The organism is Streptomyces alboniger (genome assembly GCF_008704395.1).
Lineage (GTDB): Bacteria > Actinomycetota > Actinomycetes > Streptomycetales > Streptomycetaceae > Streptomyces > Streptomyces alboniger.
This window is the reverse complement of the sequence record NZ_CP023695.1, coordinates 5,459,050-5,480,455: the sequence shown is the minus strand read 5'-3', so window position 1 is coordinate 5,480,455 and position 21,406 is coordinate 5,459,050. Positions and strand designations below refer to the sequence as shown.

Annotated in this window: 19 protein-coding genes; 12 read left to right on the top strand and 7 right to left on the bottom strand. The window is 71.9% G+C overall.

Features of this window, described 5'->3' with window-relative positions:
* Nucleotides 1-255: 255 nt before the first annotated feature.
* The 7 genes from scy (at nucleotide 256) to CP975_RS24580 (ending at nucleotide 10,422) form a co-directional block, all read left to right on the top strand.
* On the top strand, nucleotides 256-4,260 hold the full coding sequence (gene scy / locus CP975_RS24610; RefSeq protein WP_055533360.1) for a polarized growth protein Scy: 4,005 nt from the start codon (nucleotides 256-258) through the stop codon (nucleotides 4,258-4,260).
* 182 nt (nucleotides 4,261-4,442) lie between these two features.
* Nucleotides 4,443-5,378 (top strand): coiled-coil domain-containing protein, encoded by a 936-nt coding sequence (locus CP975_RS24605; RefSeq protein ID WP_030789382.1) that lies wholly within the window; start codon nucleotides 4,443-4,445, stop codon nucleotides 5,376-5,378.
* Nucleotides 5,379-5,490: 112 nt separating this feature from the next.
* Nucleotides 5,491-6,486 (top strand): ABC transporter ATP-binding protein, encoded by a 996-nt coding sequence (locus CP975_RS24600; protein ID WP_055533362.1) that lies wholly within the window; start codon nucleotides 5,491-5,493, stop codon nucleotides 6,484-6,486.
* A gap of 3 nt (nucleotides 6,487-6,489) precedes the next feature.
* On the top strand, nucleotides 6,490-7,260 hold the full coding sequence (locus CP975_RS24595; RefSeq protein WP_055533364.1) for an ABC transporter permease: 771 nt from the start codon (nucleotides 6,490-6,492) through the stop codon (nucleotides 7,258-7,260).
* A gap of 73 nt (nucleotides 7,261-7,333) precedes the next feature.
* A complete protein-coding gene (locus CP975_RS24590; RefSeq protein ID WP_055533366.1) occupies nucleotides 7,334-8,143 on the top strand; it encodes a hypothetical protein in 810 nt (269 codons plus the stop codon).
* Between the two features lie 105 nt (nucleotides 8,144-8,248).
* A complete protein-coding gene (locus tag CP975_RS24585; RefSeq protein ID WP_055533368.1) occupies nucleotides 8,249-9,463 on the top strand; it encodes an ABC transporter ATP-binding protein in 1,215 nt (404 codons plus the stop codon).
* Nucleotides 9,464-9,579: 116 nt separating this feature from the next.
* Complete coding sequence (locus tag CP975_RS24580; protein WP_055533414.1) at nucleotides 9,580-10,422, top strand: ABC transporter permease; 843 nt, start codon at nucleotides 9,580-9,582, stop codon at nucleotides 10,420-10,422.
* Nucleotides 10,423-10,456: 34 nt separating this feature from the next.
* Here the strand turns inward: CP975_RS24580 and CP975_RS24575 are convergent, their stop codons facing one another.
* Nucleotides 10,457-10,789, bottom strand: coding sequence for a hypothetical protein (locus CP975_RS24575; protein ID WP_055533370.1), 333 nt, complete (start codon nucleotides 10,787-10,789; stop codon nucleotides 10,457-10,459).
* A gap of 208 nt (nucleotides 10,790-10,997) precedes the next feature.
* Here CP975_RS24575 and CP975_RS24570 point away from each other — a divergent pair, with 208 nt between their 5' ends.
* Nucleotides 10,998-12,074 (top strand): LLM class flavin-dependent oxidoreductase, encoded by a 1,077-nt coding sequence (locus tag CP975_RS24570; protein ID WP_055533372.1) that lies wholly within the window; start codon nucleotides 10,998-11,000, stop codon nucleotides 12,072-12,074.
* An 84-nt stretch (nucleotides 12,075-12,158) separates the two neighbouring features.
* Here CP975_RS24570 and CP975_RS24565 read toward each other — a convergent pair whose 3' ends face one another.
* Nucleotides 12,159-12,551, bottom strand: a complete 393-nt coding sequence (locus CP975_RS24565) for an SCO5389 family protein (protein ID WP_030789356.1) — start codon at nucleotides 12,549-12,551, stop codon at nucleotides 12,159-12,161.
* A 254-nt stretch (nucleotides 12,552-12,805) separates the two neighbouring features.
* Here CP975_RS24565 and nucS point away from each other — a divergent pair, with 254 nt between their 5' ends.
* Nucleotides 12,806-13,477, top strand: a complete 672-nt coding sequence (gene nucS, locus CP975_RS24560; RefSeq protein ID WP_030789353.1) for an endonuclease NucS — start codon at nucleotides 12,806-12,808, stop codon at nucleotides 13,475-13,477.
* Nucleotides 13,478-13,525: 48 nt separating this feature from the next.
* Here nucS and CP975_RS24555 read toward each other — a convergent pair whose 3' ends face one another.
* The 4 genes from CP975_RS24555 to CP975_RS24540 all read right to left on the bottom strand — a co-directional run bounded on the left by CP975_RS24555 (nucleotide 13,526) and on the right by CP975_RS24540 (nucleotide 18,388).
* The gene (locus tag CP975_RS24555) at nucleotides 13,526-15,985 is read right to left on the bottom strand and encodes a hypothetical protein (RefSeq protein WP_055533374.1); all 2,460 of its coding nucleotides are present in this window, start codon (nucleotides 15,983-15,985) and stop codon (nucleotides 13,526-13,528) included.
* Nucleotides 15,986-16,193: 208 nt separating this feature from the next.
* Entirely contained in the window at nucleotides 16,194-16,517 is a 324-nt protein-coding gene (locus CP975_RS24550) for an STAS domain-containing protein (RefSeq protein ID WP_030792181.1), read from the bottom strand.
* Nucleotides 16,518-16,728: 211 nt separating this feature from the next.
* The gene (locus tag CP975_RS24545; protein ID WP_055533376.1) at nucleotides 16,729-17,577 is read right to left on the bottom strand and encodes a 3-hydroxyacyl-CoA dehydrogenase family protein; all 849 of its coding nucleotides are present in this window, start codon (nucleotides 17,575-17,577) and stop codon (nucleotides 16,729-16,731) included.
* A 169-nt stretch (nucleotides 17,578-17,746) separates the two neighbouring features.
* A complete protein-coding gene (locus CP975_RS24540; RefSeq protein WP_055533416.1) occupies nucleotides 17,747-18,388 on the bottom strand; it encodes a TetR/AcrR family transcriptional regulator in 642 nt (213 codons plus the stop codon).
* 98 nt (nucleotides 18,389-18,486) lie between these two features.
* Here CP975_RS24540 and CP975_RS24535 point away from each other — a divergent pair, with 98 nt between their 5' ends.
* From CP975_RS24535 to CP975_RS24525, 3 genes are read left to right on the top strand one after another with little or no spacing between them, the layout of a single operon-like run.
* On the top strand, nucleotides 18,487-19,278 hold the full coding sequence (locus tag CP975_RS24535; RefSeq protein ID WP_055533378.1) for an ABC transporter ATP-binding protein: 792 nt from the start codon (nucleotides 18,487-18,489) through the stop codon (nucleotides 19,276-19,278).
* Between the two features lie 17 nt (nucleotides 19,279-19,295).
* Nucleotides 19,296-20,051, top strand: coding sequence for an ABC transporter permease (locus CP975_RS24530; RefSeq protein ID WP_055533379.1), 756 nt, complete (start codon nucleotides 19,296-19,298; stop codon nucleotides 20,049-20,051).
* A 13-nt stretch (nucleotides 20,052-20,064) separates the two neighbouring features.
* A complete protein-coding gene (locus CP975_RS24525; protein WP_055533381.1) occupies nucleotides 20,065-20,637 on the top strand; it encodes a cob(I)yrinic acid a,c-diamide adenosyltransferase in 573 nt (190 codons plus the stop codon).
* A 41-nt stretch (nucleotides 20,638-20,678) separates the two neighbouring features.
* Here CP975_RS24525 and CP975_RS24520 read toward each other — a convergent pair whose 3' ends face one another.
* Nucleotides 20,679-21,257: a hypothetical protein gene (locus tag CP975_RS24520; RefSeq protein WP_055533383.1), complete on the bottom strand. Its 579-nt coding sequence runs from the start codon at nucleotides 21,255-21,257 to the stop codon at nucleotides 20,679-20,681.
* Nucleotides 21,258-21,406: the final 149 nt, after the last annotated feature.

Genomic DNA, 21,406 nt, shown 5'->3' with positions numbered 1-21,406 from the left:
CCGGTAGGGTTAGTGACTGGCCGTCCGAAGTCGGGGCGGCAGGCTGCCCGAAAGCTGGGCGGCCGCGTGCCGGGGTCCGGGTTTCGGGGGACGAGCGTCGGGGCAGCAACCCATGCTCCGCCGTTGATCTGACACCATTCCCCCGGGGGCCTCGTCCGGCAGATGGACGAGGCTCGATGGAGAGAATTGCGACCAGGAGTGGGGCCTCCCCTGCTCGAGCGCAGCCGAGAGCTCGGGGAAGGATGGGACCGCGCAGTGCGGGGCTACGAACGCCAAGAGAACTCGCGGGCTGAGACCGACAGTCTTTCGCGGTTCGAGGCCGAGATGGACCGGCTGAAGACCGAGCGGGAGAAAGCCGTCCAGCACGCCGAGGACCTCGGCTACCAGGTCGAGGTGTTGCGCGCCAAGCTGCACGAGGCGCGCCGCAACCTCGCGAACCGCCCTGCCTACGACAGCGCGGACATCGGTTACCAGGCCGAACAGCTGCTGCGTAACGCGCAGATCCAGGCCGAGCAGCTGCGCGCGGACGCCGAGCGCGAGCTGCGCGACGCCCGGGCGCAGACCCAGCGCATCCTCCAGGAGCACGCCGAGCAGCAGGCCAGGCTCCAGTCCGAGCTGCACGCCGAGGCCGTCGCGCGCCGCCAGCAGCTCGACCAGGAGCTGGCCGAGCGCCGCCAGACCGTCGAGTCGCACGTCAACGAGAACGTGGCGTGGGCCGAGCAGCTGCGGGCCCGCACCGAGCAGCAGGCCCGCCGCCTTCTGGACGAGTCGCGCGCCGAGGCCGACCAGGCCCTGGCCGCCGCCCGCGCCGAGGCCGAGCGCGTAGCCGAGCAGGCCCGCCGACGCCTGGCGAGCGACGCCGAGGCCGCCCGCGCCGAGGCCGAGGCCATCCTGCGCCGCGCCCGTTCGGACGCCGAGCGCCTCCTGAACGCCGCCTCCACGCAGGCCCAGGAGGCCACCGACCACGCCGAGCAGCTGCGCTCCACCACGGCGACCGAGTCCGAGCAGGCCCGCCGCCAGGCCGCCGAGGCGAGCCGCGCGGCCGAGCAGCGCATGGCCGAGGCCGACGCGTTGCTGCGCGAGGCACGCGCCGAGGCCGAGAAGGTGCTCGCCGAGGCCAAGGAGAGCGCGGGCAAGCAGCTCGCGGCCGCCGAGGCCGCGGGCGAGCAGCGCACGCGCACCGCCAAGGAGCAGGTCGCCCGGCTCGTCGGCGAGGCCACCAAGGAGGCCGAGTCCGCCAAGTCCGAGGCCGAGCAGCTGATCGCCGACGCCCGCGCGGAGGCCGAGAAGCTGATCGCGGACGCCGCCGAGAAGGCGCGCACGATCACCGCCGAGGAGACCGCGGGCCAGCTCGCGAAGGCCGCGCGGACGGCCGAGGAGGTCCTGGACAAGGCCTCGAAGAACGCCAAGGAGACCACGAAGGCCGCCACCGACGAGGCCGAGCGGATCCGCTCCGAGGCCGAGGCGGAGGCGGACCGGCTGCGCGCCGAGGCGCACGACATCGCCGAGGAGCTGAAGGGCGCGGCGAAGGACGACACCAAGGAGTACCGCGCCAAGACCGTCGAGCTCCAGGAGGAGGCGCGCAGGCTGCGCGGCGAGGCCGAGCAGCTGCGGGCCGAGGCGGTCTCCGAGGGCGAGCGCATCCGGGGCGAGGCGCGGCGCGAGGCCGTCAAGGAGATCGAGGAGGCGGCCAAGTCCGCCGAGGAGCTGCTGGCCAAGGCCAAGGCCGACGCCGAGGAGCTGCGCACGGCCGCGACCGCCGAGAGCGAGCGGCTGCGCACCGAGGCCGTGGAGCGCGCCACGGCGCTGCGTACGCAGGCCGAGGAGACCCTGGAGCGCACCCGCGCCGAGGCCGAGCGGCACCGCGAGGAGGCCGCCGAGCAGGCCGAGGCCACCAGGGCGGAGGCCGAGGAGGCCGCGCGGGCGCTGCGTGAGGAGACCGAGCGGGCCATAGCGGCACGGCAGGCCGAGGCCGCCGAGGAGCTGACGCGGCTGCACACGGAGGCCGAGGAGCGCCTGGCCGCCGCCGAGCAGGCGCTGACCGACGCACGTTCGGAAGCCGCGCGCATGCGCAAGGAGGCCACGGACGAGACCGACCGGCTGCGCGCGGAGTCCGCCGAGCGGATCCGCACCCTCCAGTCGCAGGCCGAGACGGAGGCCGAGCGGCTGCGCGACGAGGCGGCCGCCGACGCCTCGCAGGCCCGCGCGGAGGGCGAGGCCCTCGCCGTGCGGCTGCGTTCGGAGGCCGCGGCCGAGGCCGAGCGGCTGAAGACCGAGGCGCAGGAGTCCGCCGACCGGGTGCGCGCGGAGGCCGCGGCCGCCGCCGAGCGGGTCGGCGCGGAGGCCGCCGAGGAGCTGGCCGCCGCCCAGGAGGAGGCGGCGCGGCGCCGCCGCGAGGCCGAGGAGACCCTGGGTTCCGCGCGCGCGGAGGCCGATCAGGAGCGCGAGCGGGCCCGCGAGCAGAGCGAGGAGCTTCTCGCCTCCGCCCGCAAGCGCGTCGAGGAGGCGCAGGCCGAGGCCGTCCGCCTCGTCGAGGAGGCCGACCGCCGCGCGACCGAGATGGTCTCGGCCGCCGAACAGACCGCCCAGTCCGTACGGGACTCCGTCGCCGGCCTGCACGAGGCGGCGCAGGAGGAGGTCGCGGGCCTGCGCTCGGCCGCCGAGCACGCCGCGGAGCGTACGAGGACGGAGGCGCAGGAGGAGGCCGACCGCGTCCGCGCCGACGCCCACGCCGAGCGGGAGCGCGCCACCGAGGACGCCCATCGCACCCGGCGCGAGGCGACGGAGGCCTCTGAGGCCGCCAAGGCCCTCGCGGAGCGTACGGTCGCGGACGCGATCGCGGAGGCCGAGCGGATGCGTTCGGACGCCTCGGAGCACGCCCAGCGGGTGCGCACGGAGGCCTCCGACACCATCGCGCAGGCCGAGCAGGACGCCGCCCGCACGCGGGCCGACGCCCGTGAGGACGCCAACCGCATCCGCAGTGACGCGGCGGCCCAGGCCGACACGCTGATCGGCGAGGCCCGCAGCGAGGCCGAGCTGTTGCAGAACGAGACGATCGCGGAGGCCGAGCGGCTCAAGGCCGAGTCGACGGCGGAGGCGGAGCGCCTCACGACCGAGTCCGCCGCGGCGGCCGAGCGGCTGCGCGCCGAGTCCACCGCCGAGGCCGAGCGCCTCAAGGCGGAGACGACGGCGGAGGCCGAGCGGGTCCGCGCGGAGTCCGTGGCCAAGGCCGAGAAGCTCATCTCGGACGCCTCCGGCGACGCGGAGCGGCTGCGGGCAGAGGCCGCCGAGGCGGTCAACTCCGCCCAGCAGCACGCCGAGCGGATCCGCTCCGACGCCGAGCGCCTCAAGGCGGACGCGGCCCGGGAGGCCGAGCGGCTCACGTCCGAGGCGCGCGAGGAGGCCGAGCGCACCCTGGACGAGGCCCGCCAGGCCGCCAACAAGCGCCGCCAGGAGGCCGCCGAGCAGGTCGACACGCTCATCACGGAAGCCGCGGCCGAGGCCGAGAAGCTGACGTCGGACGCCCAGGAGAAGGCCCTGAAGGCGACCACGGACGCCGAGGCGCAGGCCGACACGATGGTCGGCGCGGCCCGCAAGGAGGCCGAGCGGCTGGTCGCCGAGGCGACGATAGAGGGCAACTCCCTGGTGGAGAAGGCCCGTACGGACGCGGACGAGCTGCTGGTCGGCGCCCGGCGCGACGCGACGGCCATAAGAGAGCGCTCGGAGGAGCAGCGTGACCGGCTGACCACCGAGATCGAGGAGCTGCACGAGCGGGCGCGCCGCGAGTCCGCGGAGGCGATGAAGTCGGCGGGCGAGCGCTGTGACGCGCTGGTGAAGGCCGCCGAGGAGCAGCTTGCCGAGGCTCAGGCGAAGGCGAAGGAGATGGTCTCCGACGCCAACTCCGAGGCGGGCAAGGTCCGTATCGCCGCCGTGAAGAAGGCCGAGGCTCTGCTGAAGGAGGCCGAGACCAAGAAGGCCACGCTGGTCGGTGAGGCCGAGCGGATCAAGGCCGAGGCGGAGGCCGAGGCGACGCGCACGGTCGAGGAGGGCAAGCGCGAGCTGGAGGTCCTGGTGCGGCGCCGCGAGGACATCAACACGGAGATCTCCCGTGTCCAGGACGTGCTGGAGGCGTTGGAGTCTTTCGAGGCCCCGACGGGGGGTGCGAAGGCTCCGTCCAACAGCGGATCCGGAGCGGGGGGCGTCAAGGCGGGGGCCGTGGCCGGATCGCCTCGTTCGGGTGGCAAGACGTCAGAGGGCTAGCCAAAGAGGACCTACCGTGCTCTGAGGAGGACCTTCGGCCCTGTCGCTGGCAAGCACTCTGACGTCCTGCCACTCAAAAGGGGTGTCATTCTCCAGATCAAACGGGCATCTGCTCGATGACACGCCGCCTGGACCCCTAGGATTCCTCTATCACCTCACCGGTCTCATTCGACAGGAACCCCATGAGCGACACTTCCCCCTACGGCTTCGAGCTTGTGCGGCGTGGGTACGACCGCGCTCAGGTGGACGAACGTATCTCCAAGCTCGTCTCCGACCGTGACAGTGCTCTTGCCCGTATCACTGCTCTGGAAAAGCGCATCGAGGAGCTGCACCTCGAGACGCAGAACGCCCAGGCCCAGGTCGCCGACGCCGAGCCGTCGTACGCCGGTCTCGGTGCCCGCGTCGAGAAGATCCTCCGCCTCGCCGAGGAGGAGGCGAAGGACCTGCGCGAGGAGGCCCGTCGCGCGGCCGAACAGCACCGCGAGCTGGCCGAGTCCGCCGCCCAGCAGGTGCGCAACGACGCGGAGTCGTTCGCGTCCGAGCGCAAGGCGAAGGCCGAGGACGAGGGCGTCCGGATCGTCGAGAAGGCCAAGGGCGAGGCGAACGCGCTGCGGGCCGAGGCCCAGAAGGACGCGCAGTCCAAGCGTGAGGAGGCGGACGCCCTCTTCGAGGAGACCCGCGCCAAGGCCGCGCAGGCCGCCGCCGACTTCGAGACGAATCTCGCCAAGCGGCGTGAGCAGTCCGAGCGCGACCTGGCGTCCCGTCAGGCCAAGGCGGAGAAGCGCCTCGCGGAGATCGAGCACCGTGCGGAGCAGCTGCGTCTGGAGGCGGAGAAGCTGCGGACGGACGCGGAGCGTCGCGCGCGTCAGACCGTCGAGACCGCTCAGCGGCAGGCCGAGGACATCGTGGCCGACGCGAACGCCAAGGCCGACCGGATCCGCTCGGAATCCGAGCGGGAACTGGCGGCGCTCACCAACCGGCGCGACTCCATCAACGCGCAGCTCACCAATGTGCGGGAGATGCTGGCGACGCTCACCGGCGCGGCCGTGGCCGCCGCCGGTACGCCCGCCGACGACGAGCCGGTCTCCCGAGGTGTCCCGGCGCAGCAGACCCGCTAGCGAGTACGGGACCTGCGGACCGGCTGTGGCTGGTCGCGCAGTTCCCCGCGCCCCTTCGTGGCCCTTTGCCACTCCGGTGGCAGAGGGCCACGGCCCGTTCTAGCGTTGCCGCATGATCGAGCTCTCGGGGCTGACCAAACGGTACGGCGAGAAGGTGGCCGTCAACAACCTGACCTTCACCGTCCACCCCGGCATCGTCACCGGCTTCCTCGGGCCGAACGGCGCGGGGAAGTCCACCACCATGCGCATGATGCTCGGGCTCGACAACCCGTCGGCCGGCGACGTCCGCATCGACGGCAAGCACTACTCCCAGCTGAAGGACCCCCTCAAGTACATCGGCGCCCTGCTTGACGCCAAGGCCATGCACGGCGGTCGCAGCGCCTTCAACCACCTGCTCTGTCTGGCGCAGAGCAACGGCATCCCGCGCGGGCGCGTCCGGGAGGTCCTCGACACCGTTGGGCTGACCGCCGTCGCCAAGAAGAAGGCCAAGGGCTTCTCGCTCGGTATGGGGCAGCGCCTCGGCATCGCGGGCGCGCTGCTCGGCGACCCCGAGATCCTGATGTTCGACGAGCCGGTCAACGGCCTCGACCCCGAGGGCATCCACTGGATCCGGAACCTCATGAAGTCCCTTGCCTCACAAGGGCGTACGGTCTTCGTCTCCTCGCACCTGATGAGCGAGATGGCCCTCACCGCCGACCACCTCGTCGTCATCGGCCAGGGCCGCCTCCTCGCCGACACCTCGATGACCGACTTCATCCGGCAGAACTCACGGTCGTACGTCCGGCTGCGCTCCCCGGAGCGCGAGCGGCTCCTCGACGTGCTGCACCAGGCGGGCATCCCCGCGGTCGAGGCGGGCGACGGCGCCCTCGAAGTGGACGGCACGGCCTCGGAGCGGCTCGGCGAACTCGCCGCGGGCCACCGGCTCGTACTCCATGAGCTGAGCCCTCAGCAGGCCTCCCTGGAGGAGGCGTTCATGCGGCTCACGGCGGAGTCGGTCGAGTACCACGCGCACTCGGACCGCCCACGCTCGGACCACGCGGGGGCCAGTCCGCCGGAGCAGGCCCCCGGGTGGGGCGACGGCTGGCAGCAGCGACGGAAGGGAGCCTGAGCGATGGCCGCCGCACAGGTACTGAAATCGGAGTGGACCAAGATCAGGTCGGTCTCCTCGACCGTGTGGACGCTCGGCCTCGCCGTCGTCGTCACGGTCGCGCTCGGGGCGTTGATCAGCATCCTGTCCAAGAACGACTACGACAGCCTGGACGCCAGGGACAAGCTGACCTTCGACGCGACCTTCATCAGCTTCGCGGGGATGTCCCTCGGCCAGCTCGCGATGATCGTCTTCGGGGTGCTCGTCGTCTCGAACGAGTACAGCACCGGGATGATCCGCACCTCGCTCGCGGCGGTCCCGCAGCGCGGCGCGTTCCTGTTCGGCAAGGTGCTGGTGGCCACGCTGCTCGCCTTCGTCGTGGGTCTGGCCACCAGCTTCATCGCGTTCTTCGTGGGGCAGGCCATGCTGGGGCCCTACCGGGCCGGGATCGGCGACCCCGGTGTGCTGCGGGCCGTCATCGGCGGCGGGCTGTACATGACGCTCATCGCGATGTTCTCGATGGGCGTGGCGGCGATGCTGCGCAGCCCGATGCTGTCGCTGGGCATCCTGATGCCGTTCTTCTTCCTGATCTCCAGCATCCTCGGCAATGTGTCGGCCACCAAGAAGGTCGGCCGCTTCCTGCCCGATCAGGCCGGCAGCAAGATCATGCAGGTCAAGACGCCGTTCGGCGACGACACCCCGTACGGGCCGTGGGGCGGGCTCGCGATCATGGTGGCGTGGGTGGTCGTGGCGCTGCTCGGTGGGTACGTACTGCTGAAGAAGAGGGACGCGTGAAGACGAGGGGCGCGTGAAGACGAGGGGCGCGTGACCGGGGCGTCCTGACGGGCGTAGGGCCACAGGGGGGCGTGTGACGACGCAGGACCGCGGGCTCGCCGCGCTCGGACTCGACGGCGTGCCCGCGCTCCAGCCGCTCAGCTATCCCGGGCTGCCGGTCACCGTGCCCTCCCTGCTGACCGGCGCCGAACTGCTGCCGCTGCGGGCGACGCCCGGCGGCCTCGGTCAGTGGACCGCCGACGGAGGCACCTCGCTCGACGAGGCCCTGGCCATGCTCGGGCAGTCGCCGCTGCGCCGCCGCACCCCCGTCATCGCCGTCGGCTCGAACGCCTCCCCCGGGCAGATCGCCCACAAGCTGGCCCGGCACGGCGTCCCCGCGGCCGTGCCCATGGTGCCCGTACGGGTACGCGGCATCGGCATCGGCTGCTCGGCGCACATCGGCCGCGCCGGGTACGTGGCGGCCGCCCCCTACCCCGCCCCGGCGGCCGAGGCCACGCTGGTCGTCTCGTGGCTGGACGCGGCGCAGCTCGCCGCGGTCGACGGCACCGAGCTACCCAACTACCGGCGGGCCCTGCTGCCGGGCGAGGCCTACGGGATGACCCTGCCGTCCGGGGAGCCGCTCGGTGAGGCGTCCTTGTACGTCAGTGTGCGCGGGGTCCTCGCCGACCCCGCGACCCGGCTGCCGCGGCCCGGCGGCGGCGACCAGGCCGCGCTGCTCGACGCGCTGCTCGACGCCTCGCCGCGGCTGCGCGAGCTGCTCGGGCCCGACGCGGCGACCTGGGTGCGGCGGGCCGCCGGCGACCCCGGGCTGCGTGCGCGGGGCACTCGCCTCTTCGCCGAGGAGGGCTGGGTGCTGCCATGGACGGAGCTTTCGGGGCTGTAAGCGCTTTTACCTGCTCTTGGCTGGAACCGTCAGCCCCCCGTTATCCTCCTAACCCTTACGGGGGCGTGTGCCCCGACGTCCTGAACCATTCGATGGGTGCGGAGAATGATCGAGGCAGTCGGCCTGACGAAGCGCTACGGCGCCAAGACAGCCGTGTACAACCTTTCCTTCCAGGTGCGGCCCGGTACCGTCACCGGCTTCCTCGGGCCCAACGGCTCCGGCAAGTCGACGACGATGCGCATGATCCTCGGGCTCGACACACCCACCACGGGGCAGGTGACGATCGGCGGTTACCCGTACCGCAAGCTCCCCAACGCCCCGCGCCAGGTCGGCGCGCTGCTCGACGCCAAGGCCGTGCACGGCGGCCGGCACGCCCGCAACCACCTGCTCTGCCTCGCCCAGCTCTCCGGTATCCCGGCCCGCCGGGTCGACGAGGTGCTCGGCGTCGTCGGCCTCCAGGACGTGGCGAAGAAGCGCTCCAAGGGCTTCTCGCTCGGCATGGGCCAGCGCCTCGGCATCGCGGCGGCGCTCCTCGGTGACCCGCAGGTGCTCCTCTTCGACGAGCCGGTCAACGGCCTCGACCCCGAGGGCATCCTCTGGGTCCGCAACCTGATGAAGTCGCTCGCGGCCGAGGGGCGCACGGTCTTCGTGTCGTCCCACCTGATGAGCGAGATGGCACTCACCGCCGAACACCTGATCGTGATCGGCCGCGGCCAGCTGCTCGCCGACATGAGCGTCAAGGACTTCATCTCGCACAACTCCGCGGACTTCGCGCGGGTGCGTACGCCGGACACCGACCCCCAGCAGCGCGAGAAGCTGTCGGCCGCGCTGAGCGAGGCCGGCGGCCAGGTCCTGCCCGAGCAGGACGGCGCGCTGCGCGTGACCGGGCTGCCGCTCCCCCGCATCAGCGACCTCGCGCACGGCGCCGACGTCCGCCTGTGGGAGCTGTCCCCGCACCAGGCCTCGCTGGAGGAGGCGTACATGCGGATGACGCAGGGCGCCGTCGACTACCGCTCCACGGTCGACCAGCGCGCGGGCTTCGAGCAGCCGATGCAGCCCGGCGCCATGCCCCCCGGCGCGCTGCCGCAGGGTCAGCCGCCGGTGCCCGGCCAGGGCCAGCCCGGCTGGTACGCCCCGCCGCCGCCCCAGCAGGGCGGTCAGCCCTTCGCGATGCCGCAGCAGCAGCCGCAGGCCGCGCCCGGGACGCCGAACCCGTACGCCACCGCGCCGCAGCCGCCCACCTCCCCCGCACCCGCTCCCGCGCCCGACCTGACCAAGGGCGCCACCGGCCACACCGACAACAAGGACGCCGCCCGATGACCACGCCTGAGACTCCGCAGCAGCAGCCGCAGGCGCAGCAGGCCCCGCAGCCCCAGCAGGCGTACGCCCAGGCCGGTGCTCCCGCGCAGGGCGCCCCGATGGCCCAGGGCGCCCCGATGGCTCCCCCGCCCGCCGCCCCGGCGCCGCCCTCCGCCTGGCAGCAGGCGATGGCCAACGCCTACACCTCGCCGATCCCGGTCAAGAAGACCCACCTCGGCAACGCCCTCGCCTCCGAGTGGACGAAGATCAAGTCCGTCCGCTCGACGATGTGGACGCTCGGCATCTTCCTCGCCCTGGTCATCGGCATCGGCCTGCTCGCCGCGGCGCAAACCGGTCCCGAGGACTACGCGGACGTGCCGTTCACGATCCCGGCGTTCTTCGGCCTGATGCTGGGCCAGATCTGCCTGATCACGCTCGGCGTCCTGGTGACCTCGTCCGAGTACGGCACGGGCATGATCCGTACGACGTTCACGGCGTCCCCGCAGCGCTACCGCGTGCTGACCGCGAAGGTCGTCGTCTTCTTCATCACGGCCTTCGTCGTCTCCGCGGGCTCCATCCTCCTGGTGGGCCTCGCGACCTCCTCGATGAACAGCGGCCCGGAGGCCGGCGACGTCGCCTGGGCGGGCACGGTCCTCAAGGGCGGCCTGTACGTCTCGCTGCTCGGTGTGCTCGCGCTCGCCGTGGGCTCCATGCTGCGGCACTCCGCGGGCGCCATCACCGCGATGCTCGGCCTGGTCCTCGTGCCGGCGATCCTGCCCGGGTTCCTGATGATCTGGAAGAGCACGGAGTCGCTCGCCGAGAAGATGTCGGACTACAACGCCATCAACTCGCTCGCGAAGATCTTCGGCCTGGACGGCGTCGACGGCAGCCACGGCACGCCCCAGCTGGTCGTGCTCGTCGTCGTGACGGTGCTCGCACTCGGCGGCGCCTTCGCCCTCCTGGAGAAGCGCGACGTCTAGCCGCACAGAGCCCGTCGTACAACCGCACGACGGGCTAGTACCTGGGCGCGTTACGGGACCGCTGCACCCGCGTGGTGCGGCGGTCCTTCGCGTTCCAGCACGCCTTGTGCCAGTGCCTGCGCTCGTCCACCCCCGAGTGCTCCGGCCAGGCCACCACGTGCGCGAGCGCCGAGGGGATCTCCTGGTCGCAGCCGGGGCAGCGGTAGCGCTTGCCCGCCGAACTCGCGCCCGCGACATGGCGTACGCTCCACTGCTCGCCCTGCCAGGTCTCGACGCTCTGGAACCCGCCGTAGCGCCCCGGCGGCTCCGCGCCCGCGGACGCCCTCGACTCTCCGGCGCCCTTGGGGCGGTTGCGACGCGGGGACACAGAACACCTCACGGCTGTACGGCGATCAGGGGTGTGACCAGCCTACGCGCCGGGCCGAGGGGTACCCGCCTCGCCGGACCCCCACCGGTCCCCCCGCGCTGCGCGGACAATCCAACAATCTTCATGACAGGCCGTGCCTTTGGCACGTGTCACGCGTTATTGCCCGTGGGGGGAGTGCCTGCGTCGGCGCCAAGGAGGCAGGAGTTCGATGCGTGTAGGTAGTTTTGTTCTGGCCGCCCAGTTCCCGGGACAAGGGCAAGGGGAAGCGCTGCACCGGGCGGTGCGGTCCGCCGAGGTGGCCGAGGAGGCGGGCCTGGACTCGGTCTGGCTCGCCGAGCACCACTTCGTGCCCTACGGCACCTGCCCCTCGGCGGTGACCCTCGCCGCACTGCTCCTCGGACGGACCCGGCGGATCCGGATCGGCACCGCCGTGAGCGTCCTGCCGACCGTGCACCCGGTCGCGCTCGGCGAGCAGGCGGCCCTGCTCCACATCACCTCCGGCGGCCGGTTCTCGCTCGGCGTCGGCCGGGGCGGCCCCTGGGTGGACCTGGAGGTCTTCGGAGCGGGCCTGGAGGCGTACGAGAAAGGCTTCCCCGACTCCCTCGACCTGTTGCTCAGGTGGTTGACCGAGCCCCGGGTGGAGAGTTCGGGCGGGCGCTTCCCCTTCCGCGAGGTCACCGTCGTACCGCGCCCGCAGGAAGCACTGACGGGCCCGCGGGACGCGTGGACGGACCCGCGGGACGCCTCGGCGGACCAAGGCGGCAGCGGCCCCGAAGTGATCCTCGCCTGCACCTCGCCGTCGAGCGTGCGGCTCGCCGCACAGCGCGGCCTGCCCATGCTGCTCGGCATGCATGCCGGCGACGACGAGAAGGCCGAAATGGTCGCCTCGTGGAACCGCCACGCACGTGCCGCCGGGCATACGCCGGAGGAAATCGCCGCGGCGTCGCACGTCTCGGCCGGCGTGGTGCAGATCGCGGACCGCCGCGTGGAAGCGGCCGAGACGTTACAGAAAGCGATGCCGGGCTGGCTCAAGCAGGGCCTGGATGCCCATGTGACCGTCGACGGCCGCAGCCGCGCCATGCGGGACCCCCAGGCGTACACCGAACTGCTCTGCAAGCTGCACCCCGTCGGCACCCCGCAGGTGTGCGCGGACCGCCTCGCCGCCACCTCGGAGCGCACGGGCATCACGCGCTTCGCGCTGCTCGTCGAGGGGTCGGGCGATCTCGCGGCCACGGAGGAAAACGTGCGCAGGCTCGGGGCAGAGGTACTGCCCCAGCTGGGCTGAGAGCGGGTGCACCGGCCGGGCTGAGACGGGAGCTGCCGCTCCGGACTGACACACCTCCCGCGTACGGAGCGGCAGCAACAAGCGTCAGCAGTCCCGGAGTTCGGGAGACTGGTTGAGCAGCTGACCCCGGATCGAAGTGAAGCGGGCAAGCCTGTCGTCCACCGAGGAATCCAGCGGGAAGACCGCCACACGGTGGCAGTTCTGGAAGGCCAGGCGCACTCCGAAGTGCCGTTGCAGAGCGCCGCGAATCGCGTCACTCGCGAGCGCGCGCAGCAGCTGTCCACGTGCCTGCTCGTCCGGCGGCGGCGTCTGGTTGTCGGCGAACTCTCCGCCGTCGACCTTCAGCTGGGCCACCAAGGAGCTGATCATCTCCCATGCGTAAGGCAGGGAGGTCCGGACGCAGTCGACGAATGCTGCTTCGTCCACCTCGCCTCGCTCGGCCTGTTCCAACAGTGCCGGTGAGACGTCGAGCGACATGGGTACTCCTCTCGGACCCCCGCGAAGCGAGGGCATACGGACAGGGAAGGGGCCCGCATACGCAGCGTGCACGGATGACGACCTCCTGCTTCTACGGTAGGCAACGGGCGGTGCCCGCACCAGGAGATTGGGCGCATAACCGGCCAGGATCGAACGTGTCCATCGGCGGACAAGTCGTGCGGCGCTCCGCGCGTCGCGGGGCCCCGGGTGGGCGAATCGCGTACACCGCCCCCGGTCGAGTAGCGTTGCGCCCCATGCGTCTCGTCATTGCCCGATGCTCCGTGGACTACGCGGGCCGGCTCACCGCCCATCTCCCGTCGGCGCCCCGCCTGATCCTTGTGAAGGCGGACGGCAGCGTCTCCATCCACGCGGACGACAGGGCCTACAAACCCCTCAACTGGATGTCCCCTCCCTGCACGCTGAAGGAGGGATCAGGGGACGACGCCGGTGTGTGGACCGTCGTGAACAAGGCGGGCGAGAAGCTCATCATCACGATGGAGGAGGTCCTGCACGACTCCTCGCACGAGCTGGGCGTGGACCCCGGCCTCATCAAGGACGGCGTGGAAGCACACCTCCAGGAGCTTCTCGCCGACCGGATCGAGACACTCGGTGAGGGATATTCGCTCATCCGCCGCGAGTACATGACGGCGATCGGTCCGGTCGACATCCTCTGCCGGGACGCCGACGGCCAGACGGTCGCCGTGGAGATCAAGCGGCGCGGCGAGATCGACGGCGTCGAGCAACTGACCCGTTACCTGGAGCTGTTGAACCGCGACCCGCACCTGGCACCCGTCAAGGGCATCTTCGCCGCCCAGGAGATCAAGCCGCAGGCCCGCGTCCTCGCCACCGACCGCGGCATCGGCTGCGCCATCCTGGACTACAACGCGCTGCGCGGCATCGAGGACGACAAGCTGCGGCTGTTCTGAGGCCTGTCGGCCGACAGGCCCCAGCTGCCTGACTTATGACCGCTTGACTTATGACGCGCTCGCCGAGTCCGAGGTGTCCGGCGAGCTGTCGGGCGAGGACGGCGGGGCGTCGCTCGTGGGCGTGGGAGGCGGGTCCGACGTCGGCGGGTCCGTCGGCTCGTCCGTGGTGGGCGGGTCCGTCGGCTTGTCGGTCGGCTTGTCCGTGGGTTTGCCGGTGGGCTTGTCGGTGGGCGGGTCCGTCGGCTTGTCGGTCGGCTTGTCCGACGGCTTCCCGGTCGGCTTCTGCGACGGCTTGCCGCTCTCGCTCGGCTCGCCCGAGGGCGCGCCGCTCGCGGAGGGCTTCGGGTCGTCCGAGGTGCCGACGACACCGTCGTCCCCCGGGCCTCCGGGGCGGTCCGTGGAGTCCTTCTGCGGCTCGTCGGCGCTCAGGCCGCCGCCGTCACGGTCCTCCTTCGCCGACTGCTCCGTCTTGACGCGGTCGCCCTCGGGCCGGTCGCCGTCGGACGTGGCGCCGAGCGTGACGACCGTGCCGAGGACCGCGGCGAGCAGGGCTCCGGCCCCCGCGGCGACGAGGTTGCGCCGGGTGCCGCTGACGATGGAGCGGCGGCTCGGCGCGGCGCCCGCGCCCACGGCGGGCGTGACCTTGCTGGTGACCAGTGTGTCCGGTTCGGCGGACGGTTCGGCAGGCGGTTCGGGCGACGCGAAGGCGGCGAGTACGCCTCCGGGGGGCGACGCCGACTCCTCGTAGCGCGCGTCGGGGACCTCCTCGCCCGCCGCCGTGCGCCCGCCGGGCAGAGTGCCGCCCGAGCGGTCGGCGACCAGGGCGAGGGCCCTGCGCCCGGAGATCATGCCGCGCTTGTCGGCGAGGGCGCCGCGCAGCCCTATCGAGGCCTCCAGCTCGGCGCGGGCCCGGTCGAGCTGCCCGCCGCAGAGCGCGAGGATCCCCAACTCATGGTGGAAGTACGCCTCTTCGGCGACCTCCCCGGCATTGCGTGCCGCTTCCTGGCCCGACCGCAGGGCGCGCTCCCAGGCGCCCCAGTGGAGCCCGCCGGCGAAGGCGGGCGCGGCGGTGCGGGCGAGCAGGACCGCGGCGCCGCTCTCCGGGGTGACGAGGGCGCCGAGAGCGGCCTGCACGGCGTCCGCCTCGGCGGCGACCCGCTCCGGGGTGACCGAGGGGTGCCCGGCCCACCAGGCGTAGTGCTGGGCGGCGGTCTTCGCGTGCTCGGTGGCGTCGTCGGCGTATCCGGCGCTCTCCAGTTGCGTACGCACGCCGGCGGCGAGGCGGTAGCGCGCGCCGACGGCGGTGACCAGGGCGCAGCCGACCAGTTCGGCGAGGGCCGCGTCGGCGTGGGTGTCGCCCACCAGGGCGGGCAGGTGGGCCTGGTGCGGCAGTTCGCCGCCGAGCGCGACGGCGAACTTCAGCGTGGCGCGGGCGGAGGGGCTGAGCCGCGAGGCGAGCAGGGCCGCGGGCGCGGCCCCGTCGGCGAGCGAGGGCAGCGGGATCCCGGGGCCGTCGTCGGGGCCCGCGTCGAAGGGCGCGTCGACGGGGGTGTCGGCGAAGTAGCCGTACTCCTCGAAGGCGTGCGGGTCGGCGCGGAGCTGGTCGCGCTGGTGGAGCAGGGCGCCCGCCTGGACGAAGCGCAGCGGCAGGCCCTCGGACTCGAACCACAGGTCCCCCGCCCAGTTGGCCTCCTCGTCGTCGAGGACCCGTCCGACGACGCGTTCGAGCAGTTCGAGGCTGGCGCCGCGGCCGAGGCCGCCGAGGAAGACCTCTTCGAGGTGGGAGTCGGCGGCGGGGGCGGCGGTGTCGGGCGTGGTGGAGAGGAGGAAGGCGCACTCGGGTGTGGCGTCGAGCAGTTCGTCGAGGGCCGCGCCGCCGAACTCCAGGTCGTCGAGGACGACGACGGCGCCGATGTCGTGGACGAGTTCGAGCAGCTGGGCGCGGTCGGGGCGGTACAGGGGCGCGTCGTAGACGGCCGCGAAGAGGTCGTGGAGCAGCTCGCCCGGCGTCTTGCGGTAGCCGCAGAGCCGGATCACGCCGTCGGGTGCGAGGTCCGCGCAGTCGTCGGCGACGGCGCCCAGCAGCGCCGTGCGGCCCGATCCGGCGGGTCCGGTGAGCCGTACCGAGCGGCCGCGCGCGAGCAGCCGTACGAGGCGCTCACGCTCCTCCTGGCGTTCCAGGAGCGGCAGCCTGGGCAGCGCGGGGCCCGGCGGCACGGGCGGCATCGCGGCGCGGCGCAGCTCGGCGCGGTCGTCGGCGGTGCGCCTGGCGGGCCGCTCGGGGCGCTCCCCGGGCGGGCAGGCCTCTATCTCGCTGCCGTCGACGGGGTTGACGGTGAGCAGGAAGTCGCCCGCCACGAGCTGGACGGTGCGGGCGAGCGCGGGCGCGGGCTGCCCGAAGTCGGGTGTCAGAGGGTCGCGCGGGCGCTGCGGGCGCGCCGAGGCGTCGTGATCGTCGCCACCGTGGTCGTGGCCGTGCTCTTCGGGTCCCCGGTTCATCGGGTCCATGGTCCCAGCCCCCCCAGATGCGTGTGTGCACAGCCCCCTCCGGCCTTCGTGCACACTGCGCTGTCGCTTCTGGTCCGGTGCCCCCCGTGCGGGTTCGTCCAGCGGCGGGCGACCGAACCCTAGACCTTCGCTCAGTATCTACGAGAGGGCGGGGTGCCGCCCCGCCCGAGACGTCACAGTCTCGTGAGGATTGCGCGTGAGGTGCGGTTCAGGCTCTGGGGAGCGATTCGACACCGATGCCGCCCTCGATGGCGAGGATCCGGTGCAGCCGGGTCGCCACGAGGAGGCGCTGCATCTGGGGCGGCACGTGGCGCAGGACGAGTCTGCGTCCGCACCGTCCGGCGCGGCGGTGCGCGCCCATGATGACGCCGAGGCCCGTGGCGTCCCACGAGTCCAGTTCGGACAGGTCGAGCACCAGGTCCCCGGCTCCGTCGTCGACGGCCGAGTGCAGCACCGTACGGGCGTCCGCCGCGCTACGTACGTCGAGGCGTCCCCCGACGACCAGCTGGGCCTGGTCGCCCCTGATGTGCATATGCGCTCCCCGAGAGTGCTGTGTCTGCTGTGACTGTGTCTGCTGTGACGTCTGATCCGTAAGGCGTCTGCGTATGTCACTGCAACTGACTGCCGCGTGGGCGAGGAAGTTGCCGTCTGTAAGCGAACCGATACCGAATTCACTCCGAGGGGTGACCCAGGAGGCGACGGATCGTCGGACGAGGCGTCAGACGGCGTACGTCAGTACCGGCTCAGTGCTTGTAGAAGCCCTGCCCGCTCTTGCGCCCGATGTCACCGGCGTCAACCATCCGGCGCATCAGCTCCGGCGGCGCGAACTTCTCGTCCTGGGACTCCGTGTAGATGTTGCTGGTGGCGTGGAGCAGGATGTCGACGCCGGTGAGGTCGGCGGTCGCGAGGGGGCCCATGGCGTGGCCGAAGCCGAGCTTGCAGGCGATGTCGATGTCCTCGGCGGTGGCGACGCCCGACTCGTAGAGCTTGGCGGCCTCGACGACGAGCGCGGAGATCAGACGGGTCGTCACGAAGCCTGCGACGTCGCGGTTGACGACGATGCAGGTCTTGCCGACGGACTCGGCGAACTCCTTGGCGCGGGCGAGGGTTTCGTCGCTGGTCTTGTAGCCGCGCACCAGTTCGCACAGCTGCATCATCGGGACCGGCGAGAAGAAGTGGGCGCCCACGACGCGCTCCGGACGCTCCGTCACGGCGGCGATCTTGGTGATCGGGATGGCGGAGGTGTTGGAGGCGAGCACGGCGTCGTCGCGCACGAGCTTGTCGAGCGTGCGGAAGATCTCGTGCTTGATCTCCAGCTTCTCGAAGACGGCCTCGACGACGATGTCCGCGTCGGCGACGGCGTCCAGGTCGGTGGTGGCCGTGATGCGGCCGAGCGCGGCCTCGGCGTCGTCGGCCGCGAGCTTGCCCTTGCTCACGAACTTCTCGTACGACGCCTTGATGCCGTCGGTGCCGCGGGTCAGGGCCTCGTCGGTGACGTCGCGCAGGACGACGTCCCAGCCCGCCTGGGCGGAGACCTGAGCGATACCGGACCCCATGAGTCCAGCTCCGATGACGGCGAGCTTGCGTGCCACTGTTCCGACTCCCCTACCGCTTATCACGCTTGGCTTACACGCTGTTTACGTATGCCTCTGGAGCGGACATTAGCGGCCGTGAGCGCGCCTGTGGCGGTGAAGAGATGCGCGTCACGTCTCAAATGACGGACGTCACACTGGTACGGCCCCGAGACGCCTCCGGCAGGCCTCATCCGGCGGCGCGCACCGCGTAGTTGAGGACCCTCTCGCCGAGAAGGGACTCCATCTCGTCGAGCAGGGCGAGGCCCTCGCGGGAGACCTCGGGCACCTCGCGGCCCTTGGCCATCTCGTCGCCGATCCAGCTCATGAGTGTGCTGTGGAGCCAGGACAGCTGCCCGGCGACGAGCGCGGGCAGCGGGTCGCCGTCGGCGGCGCCCGCCTCCTCGGCGAGGGTCTTGGCGAGGTTGTCGAGGGCCTCCTGCTGGATGGCCCAGAGGCGGGAGCGCAGCGGCTGCGCCTCGGTGATGACCTTCATGAAGTCGGCCCAGCCGGGGAAGAGGCCGACGGCCGGCGAGGCGCTCTCGACGTCCGTGCGCAGCTCGCGCAGGACCGCGTCGGCGGCGGACTCCCCCTCGCGGCGGCCGCGTACGTGGCGGGAGAGCCGGTCGACGGCGTCCGCGCCCCGGTCGAGGAAGAGGTCCTCCTTGGCCGGGAAGTAGTTGTAGACGGTGTTGACCGAGACGTCGGCGGCCTCGGCGATCTCCGCGATCGTCACCGTGACGAAGCCGCGCTCCAGGAAGAGCCCCGTCGCGATGTCGGAGATCCGCTGCTTGGTCTGGCGCTTCTTGCGTTCCCTGAGCCCCTCGGTCATGACCTCATCGTAGGCCTCGCTGACCACCATGCAATCTTGCACCCTCCTAAAACTTGGGGCGATTGCAAAAATGCATGGACTCTGTTTTTGTAGTTGTCATGGCAATCATCAGCACCGCCGGGCTCGCCCGGACCTTCCAGAGCAAGAGCGGCACCGTGGAGGCCGTGCGCGGTATCGACCTAAGGGTCGAGGCGGGCGAGATCCTCGGCTTCCTCGGGCCGAACGGCGCGGGCAAGACCACCACGCTGCGCATGCTGACCACGCTGCTCCCGCCCACCGGCGGCGCCGCCACCGTCGCGGGCTGCGACCTGGCGAAGGACCCCGCGGGCGTACGGAGCAAGATCGGTTACGTCGCCCAGTCCGGCGGCGTCGACCTGAGCATCTCCGTACGCGAGGAGCTGATCACCCAGGGGCGCCTCTACCGCCTGACGAAGCCCCAGGCCGCCGCCCGCGCCGACGAGTTGGCGCACGACCTCAACCTGACCGAGCTGATGGAGCGCCCCTGCGCCGCGCTCTCCGGCGGCCAGCGGCGGCGCCTGGACATCGCCCTCGGACTCACGCACCGGCCCGAGGTGCTCTTCCTGGACGAGCCGACCACCGGGCTCGACCCGGGCAGCCGCGCCGACCTGTGGAAGCTGGTGCGCAAACTGCGCGACGGGTACGGCACGACGGTCTTCCTCACCACGCACTACCTCGACGAGGCCGACGCCCTCTCCGACCGCCTGGTCGTCGTCGACAAGGGCGTCGTGGTCGCCGAGGGCACGCCGAGCGCGCTCAAGCTCCGGCACTGCGGCTCGGTCGACGCCTCGCTCCAGGACACCTTCCTCGCCATCACCGGACGCGACATCGCGTCCAAGGACGCCAACGACACGGCCCCCGTCGCCGTCTGAGACACCAGGACCCACCGATGCCCGCTCTGCTCTCCGACATCGCGCTGATCTTCGGGCGGTACGCCCGCCAGACCCTGCGCTCCAAGTTCCAGATCTTCTTCGGCGTCCTGACGCCCCTGCTCTACCTGCTCTTCTTCGGGCCGCTCCTCACCGACCTGCCGCTCGGCTCCCAGGGCGACTCCTGGCAGATCCTCGTGCCGGGACTGCTGCTCCAACTCGGCCTGTTCGGCGCCACGTTCAGCGGCTTCGCGCTCATCATCGAGAAGCAGTTCGGCGTGGTCGAGCGGATGCGGGTGACGCCCGTGAGCCGCCTCGCGCTGCTGCTCGGCCGGGTCCTGCGCGACGCCGCGCTCTTCGTCTTCCAGGCGGTGCTGCTGGTGCTCGCCGCGCTGGTGATGGGGCTCAGGGCGCCGCTCGCCGGCATCCTCATCGGCTTCGCGTTCGTGGCGGTCCTGGCCGCCGGGCTCGCCTCCCTCTCGTACGCGCTGGCCATGAAGGTCTCCAAGGCGCACGAGTTCGGGCCCGCGGTGAACGCCATCAGCATGCCCTCGATGCTGCTCTCCGGCCTGATGCTGCCGATGGCGCTCGCGCCCTCCTGGCTGGACGTCCTGTCGCACTTCATGCCGTTCCGCTACCTCGTCGACGCGGTGCGGGCCGGATACGTGGGCGACTACGCGACCACGACCATGCTGTACGGCGTCCTGATGGCCCTCGCCTTCGTCCTGCTGTCCGTGACGGTGGGCACACGCGTCTTCAAGAAGGCCGGGGCGTAACTACGCTGGCCGCATGGTCAATCTGACGCGCATCTACACCAGGACCGGCGACCAGGGCACGACGGCCCTCGGGGACATGAGCCGCACCGCCAAGACCGACCCCCGGATCGGGGCGTACGCCGACGCCAACGAGGCCAACGCGGCCATCGGCACGGCGATCGCGCTCGGCGGGCTCGGCGAGGAGGTCGTGAAGGTCCTCGTACGGGTCCAGAACGACCTCTTCGACGTGGGCGCCGACCTCTCCACGCCCGTCGTCGAGGACCCGGAGTACCCGCCGCTGCGCGTCGAGCAGTCCTACGTCGACAAGCTGGAGGCGGACTGCGACCGCTTCCTCGAAGAACTGGAGAAGCTGCGCAGCTTCATCCTGCCGGGCGGCACCCCGGGCGCGGCGCTGCTGCACCAGGCCTGCACGGTGGTGCGGCGGGCCGAGCGCTCGACGTGGGCGGCGTTCGAGGTCCACGGCGAGACGATGAACCCGCTGACGGCCACCTACCTCAACCGCCTCTCCGACCTCCTGTTCATCCTGGCCCGCGTGGCCAACAAGGAGGTCGGAGACGTGCTGTGGGTGCCGGGCGGCGAGCGGTAGCCGGGTAGCTGAGGCCGTGCAGCCGGGCAGCCGGGCAGCCGTCAGAGCTTGGTCAGCGGCCGGTCCCCGTCCCGTTCCCCGGGCGCCGGGGCCGGGACCCGCTTCGGGAAGAGCGTGTAGCTGAGCGCGATCAGGCCGTGGATGCCCACCCCCCGCCAGGCCGTGTGCATCCACCCCTCCAGCGAGGACGTACGGCCCGGGTCGTCGACGTACCACATGGCCAGCAACAGCAGCACGGTCGCGACGGCCCCCGCCACGAGGGTCCCGAGCCAGATCCTGGCCTCGTGCAGGGCGCGGGGCCTGCCGTAGCGGGGCGGGCGCGGCACCGGCACGCCGTGGAAGCGGTGCGCCGCGTGGCCGTCGAGCCACTTCACCGTGCGGTGGCCGTGGCCCACGGTGTAGCCGATGTACAGCGCGGCGAGTCCGTGCTTCCAGCTCGGGTCGGCGCCGTTCTTCAGGTCGAGCGCGGTCACGACCAGGAGCACGACCTCGAGAAGCGGCTCGCACAGCAGGATCGCGATCCCGAGGCGCGGCATCCGCAGCAGATAGCGGGCGGCGAGGCCGGCGGCCAGCAGCACCCAGAAGCCGACCTCGCAGATGATGATCAGCGTGACGATCACGGTTCGCTCCTCTCGGTCACCCCTCAAGGCTCCCGCGAGGCAGGGCGCGGATCATCGTCGCCAGTGACGAGGTGGGACTGCATCCTTCGATGTAGCGGGCGCTTCCTCCCCCAGGATCACGCGTGTCACCGCCCCGCCGTGTTGGATGG

Excerpts from the sequence above, each read along its gene's own strand:
- CP975_RS24605 (WP_030789382.1), top strand. The coding sequence starts at position 4,443 with ATGAGCGACACTTCCCCCTACGGCTTCGAGCTTGTGCGGCGTGGGTAC.
- CP975_RS24600 (WP_055533362.1), top strand. The coding sequence starts at position 5,491 with ATGATCGAGCTCTCGGGGCTGACCAAACGGTACGGCGAGAAGGTGGCC.
- CP975_RS24595 (WP_055533364.1), top strand. The coding sequence starts at position 6,490 with ATGGCCGCCGCACAGGTACTGAAATCGGAGTGGACCAAGATCAGGTCG.
- CP975_RS24585 (WP_055533368.1), top strand. The coding sequence starts at position 8,249 with ATGATCGAGGCAGTCGGCCTGACGAAGCGCTACGGCGCCAAGACAGCC.
- CP975_RS24580 (WP_055533414.1), top strand. The coding sequence starts at position 9,580 with ATGGCTCCCCCGCCCGCCGCCCCGGCGCCGCCCTCCGCCTGGCAGCAG.
- CP975_RS24570 (WP_055533372.1), top strand. The coding sequence starts at position 10,998 with ATGCGTGTAGGTAGTTTTGTTCTGGCCGCCCAGTTCCCGGGACAAGGG.
- CP975_RS24565 (WP_030789356.1), bottom strand. The coding sequence starts at position 12,551 with ATGTCGCTCGACGTCTCACCGGCACTGTTGGAACAGGCCGAGCGAGGC.
- nucS (WP_030789353.1), top strand. The coding sequence starts at position 12,806 with ATGCGTCTCGTCATTGCCCGATGCTCCGTGGACTACGCGGGCCGGCTC.
- CP975_RS24555 (WP_055533374.1), bottom strand. The coding sequence starts at position 15,985 with ATGGACCCGATGAACCGGGGACCCGAAGAGCACGGCCACGACCACGGT.
- CP975_RS24550 (WP_030792181.1), bottom strand. The coding sequence starts at position 16,517 with ATGCACATCAGGGGCGACCAGGCCCAGCTGGTCGTCGGGGGACGCCTC.
- CP975_RS24540 (WP_055533416.1), bottom strand. The coding sequence starts at position 18,388 with ATGACCGAGGGGCTCAGGGAACGCAAGAAGCGCCAGACCAAGCAGCGG.
- CP975_RS24535 (WP_055533378.1), top strand. The coding sequence starts at position 18,487 with ATGGCAATCATCAGCACCGCCGGGCTCGCCCGGACCTTCCAGAGCAAG.
- CP975_RS24530 (WP_055533379.1), top strand. The coding sequence starts at position 19,296 with ATGCCCGCTCTGCTCTCCGACATCGCGCTGATCTTCGGGCGGTACGCC.
- CP975_RS24525 (WP_055533381.1), top strand. The coding sequence starts at position 20,065 with ATGGTCAATCTGACGCGCATCTACACCAGGACCGGCGACCAGGGCACG.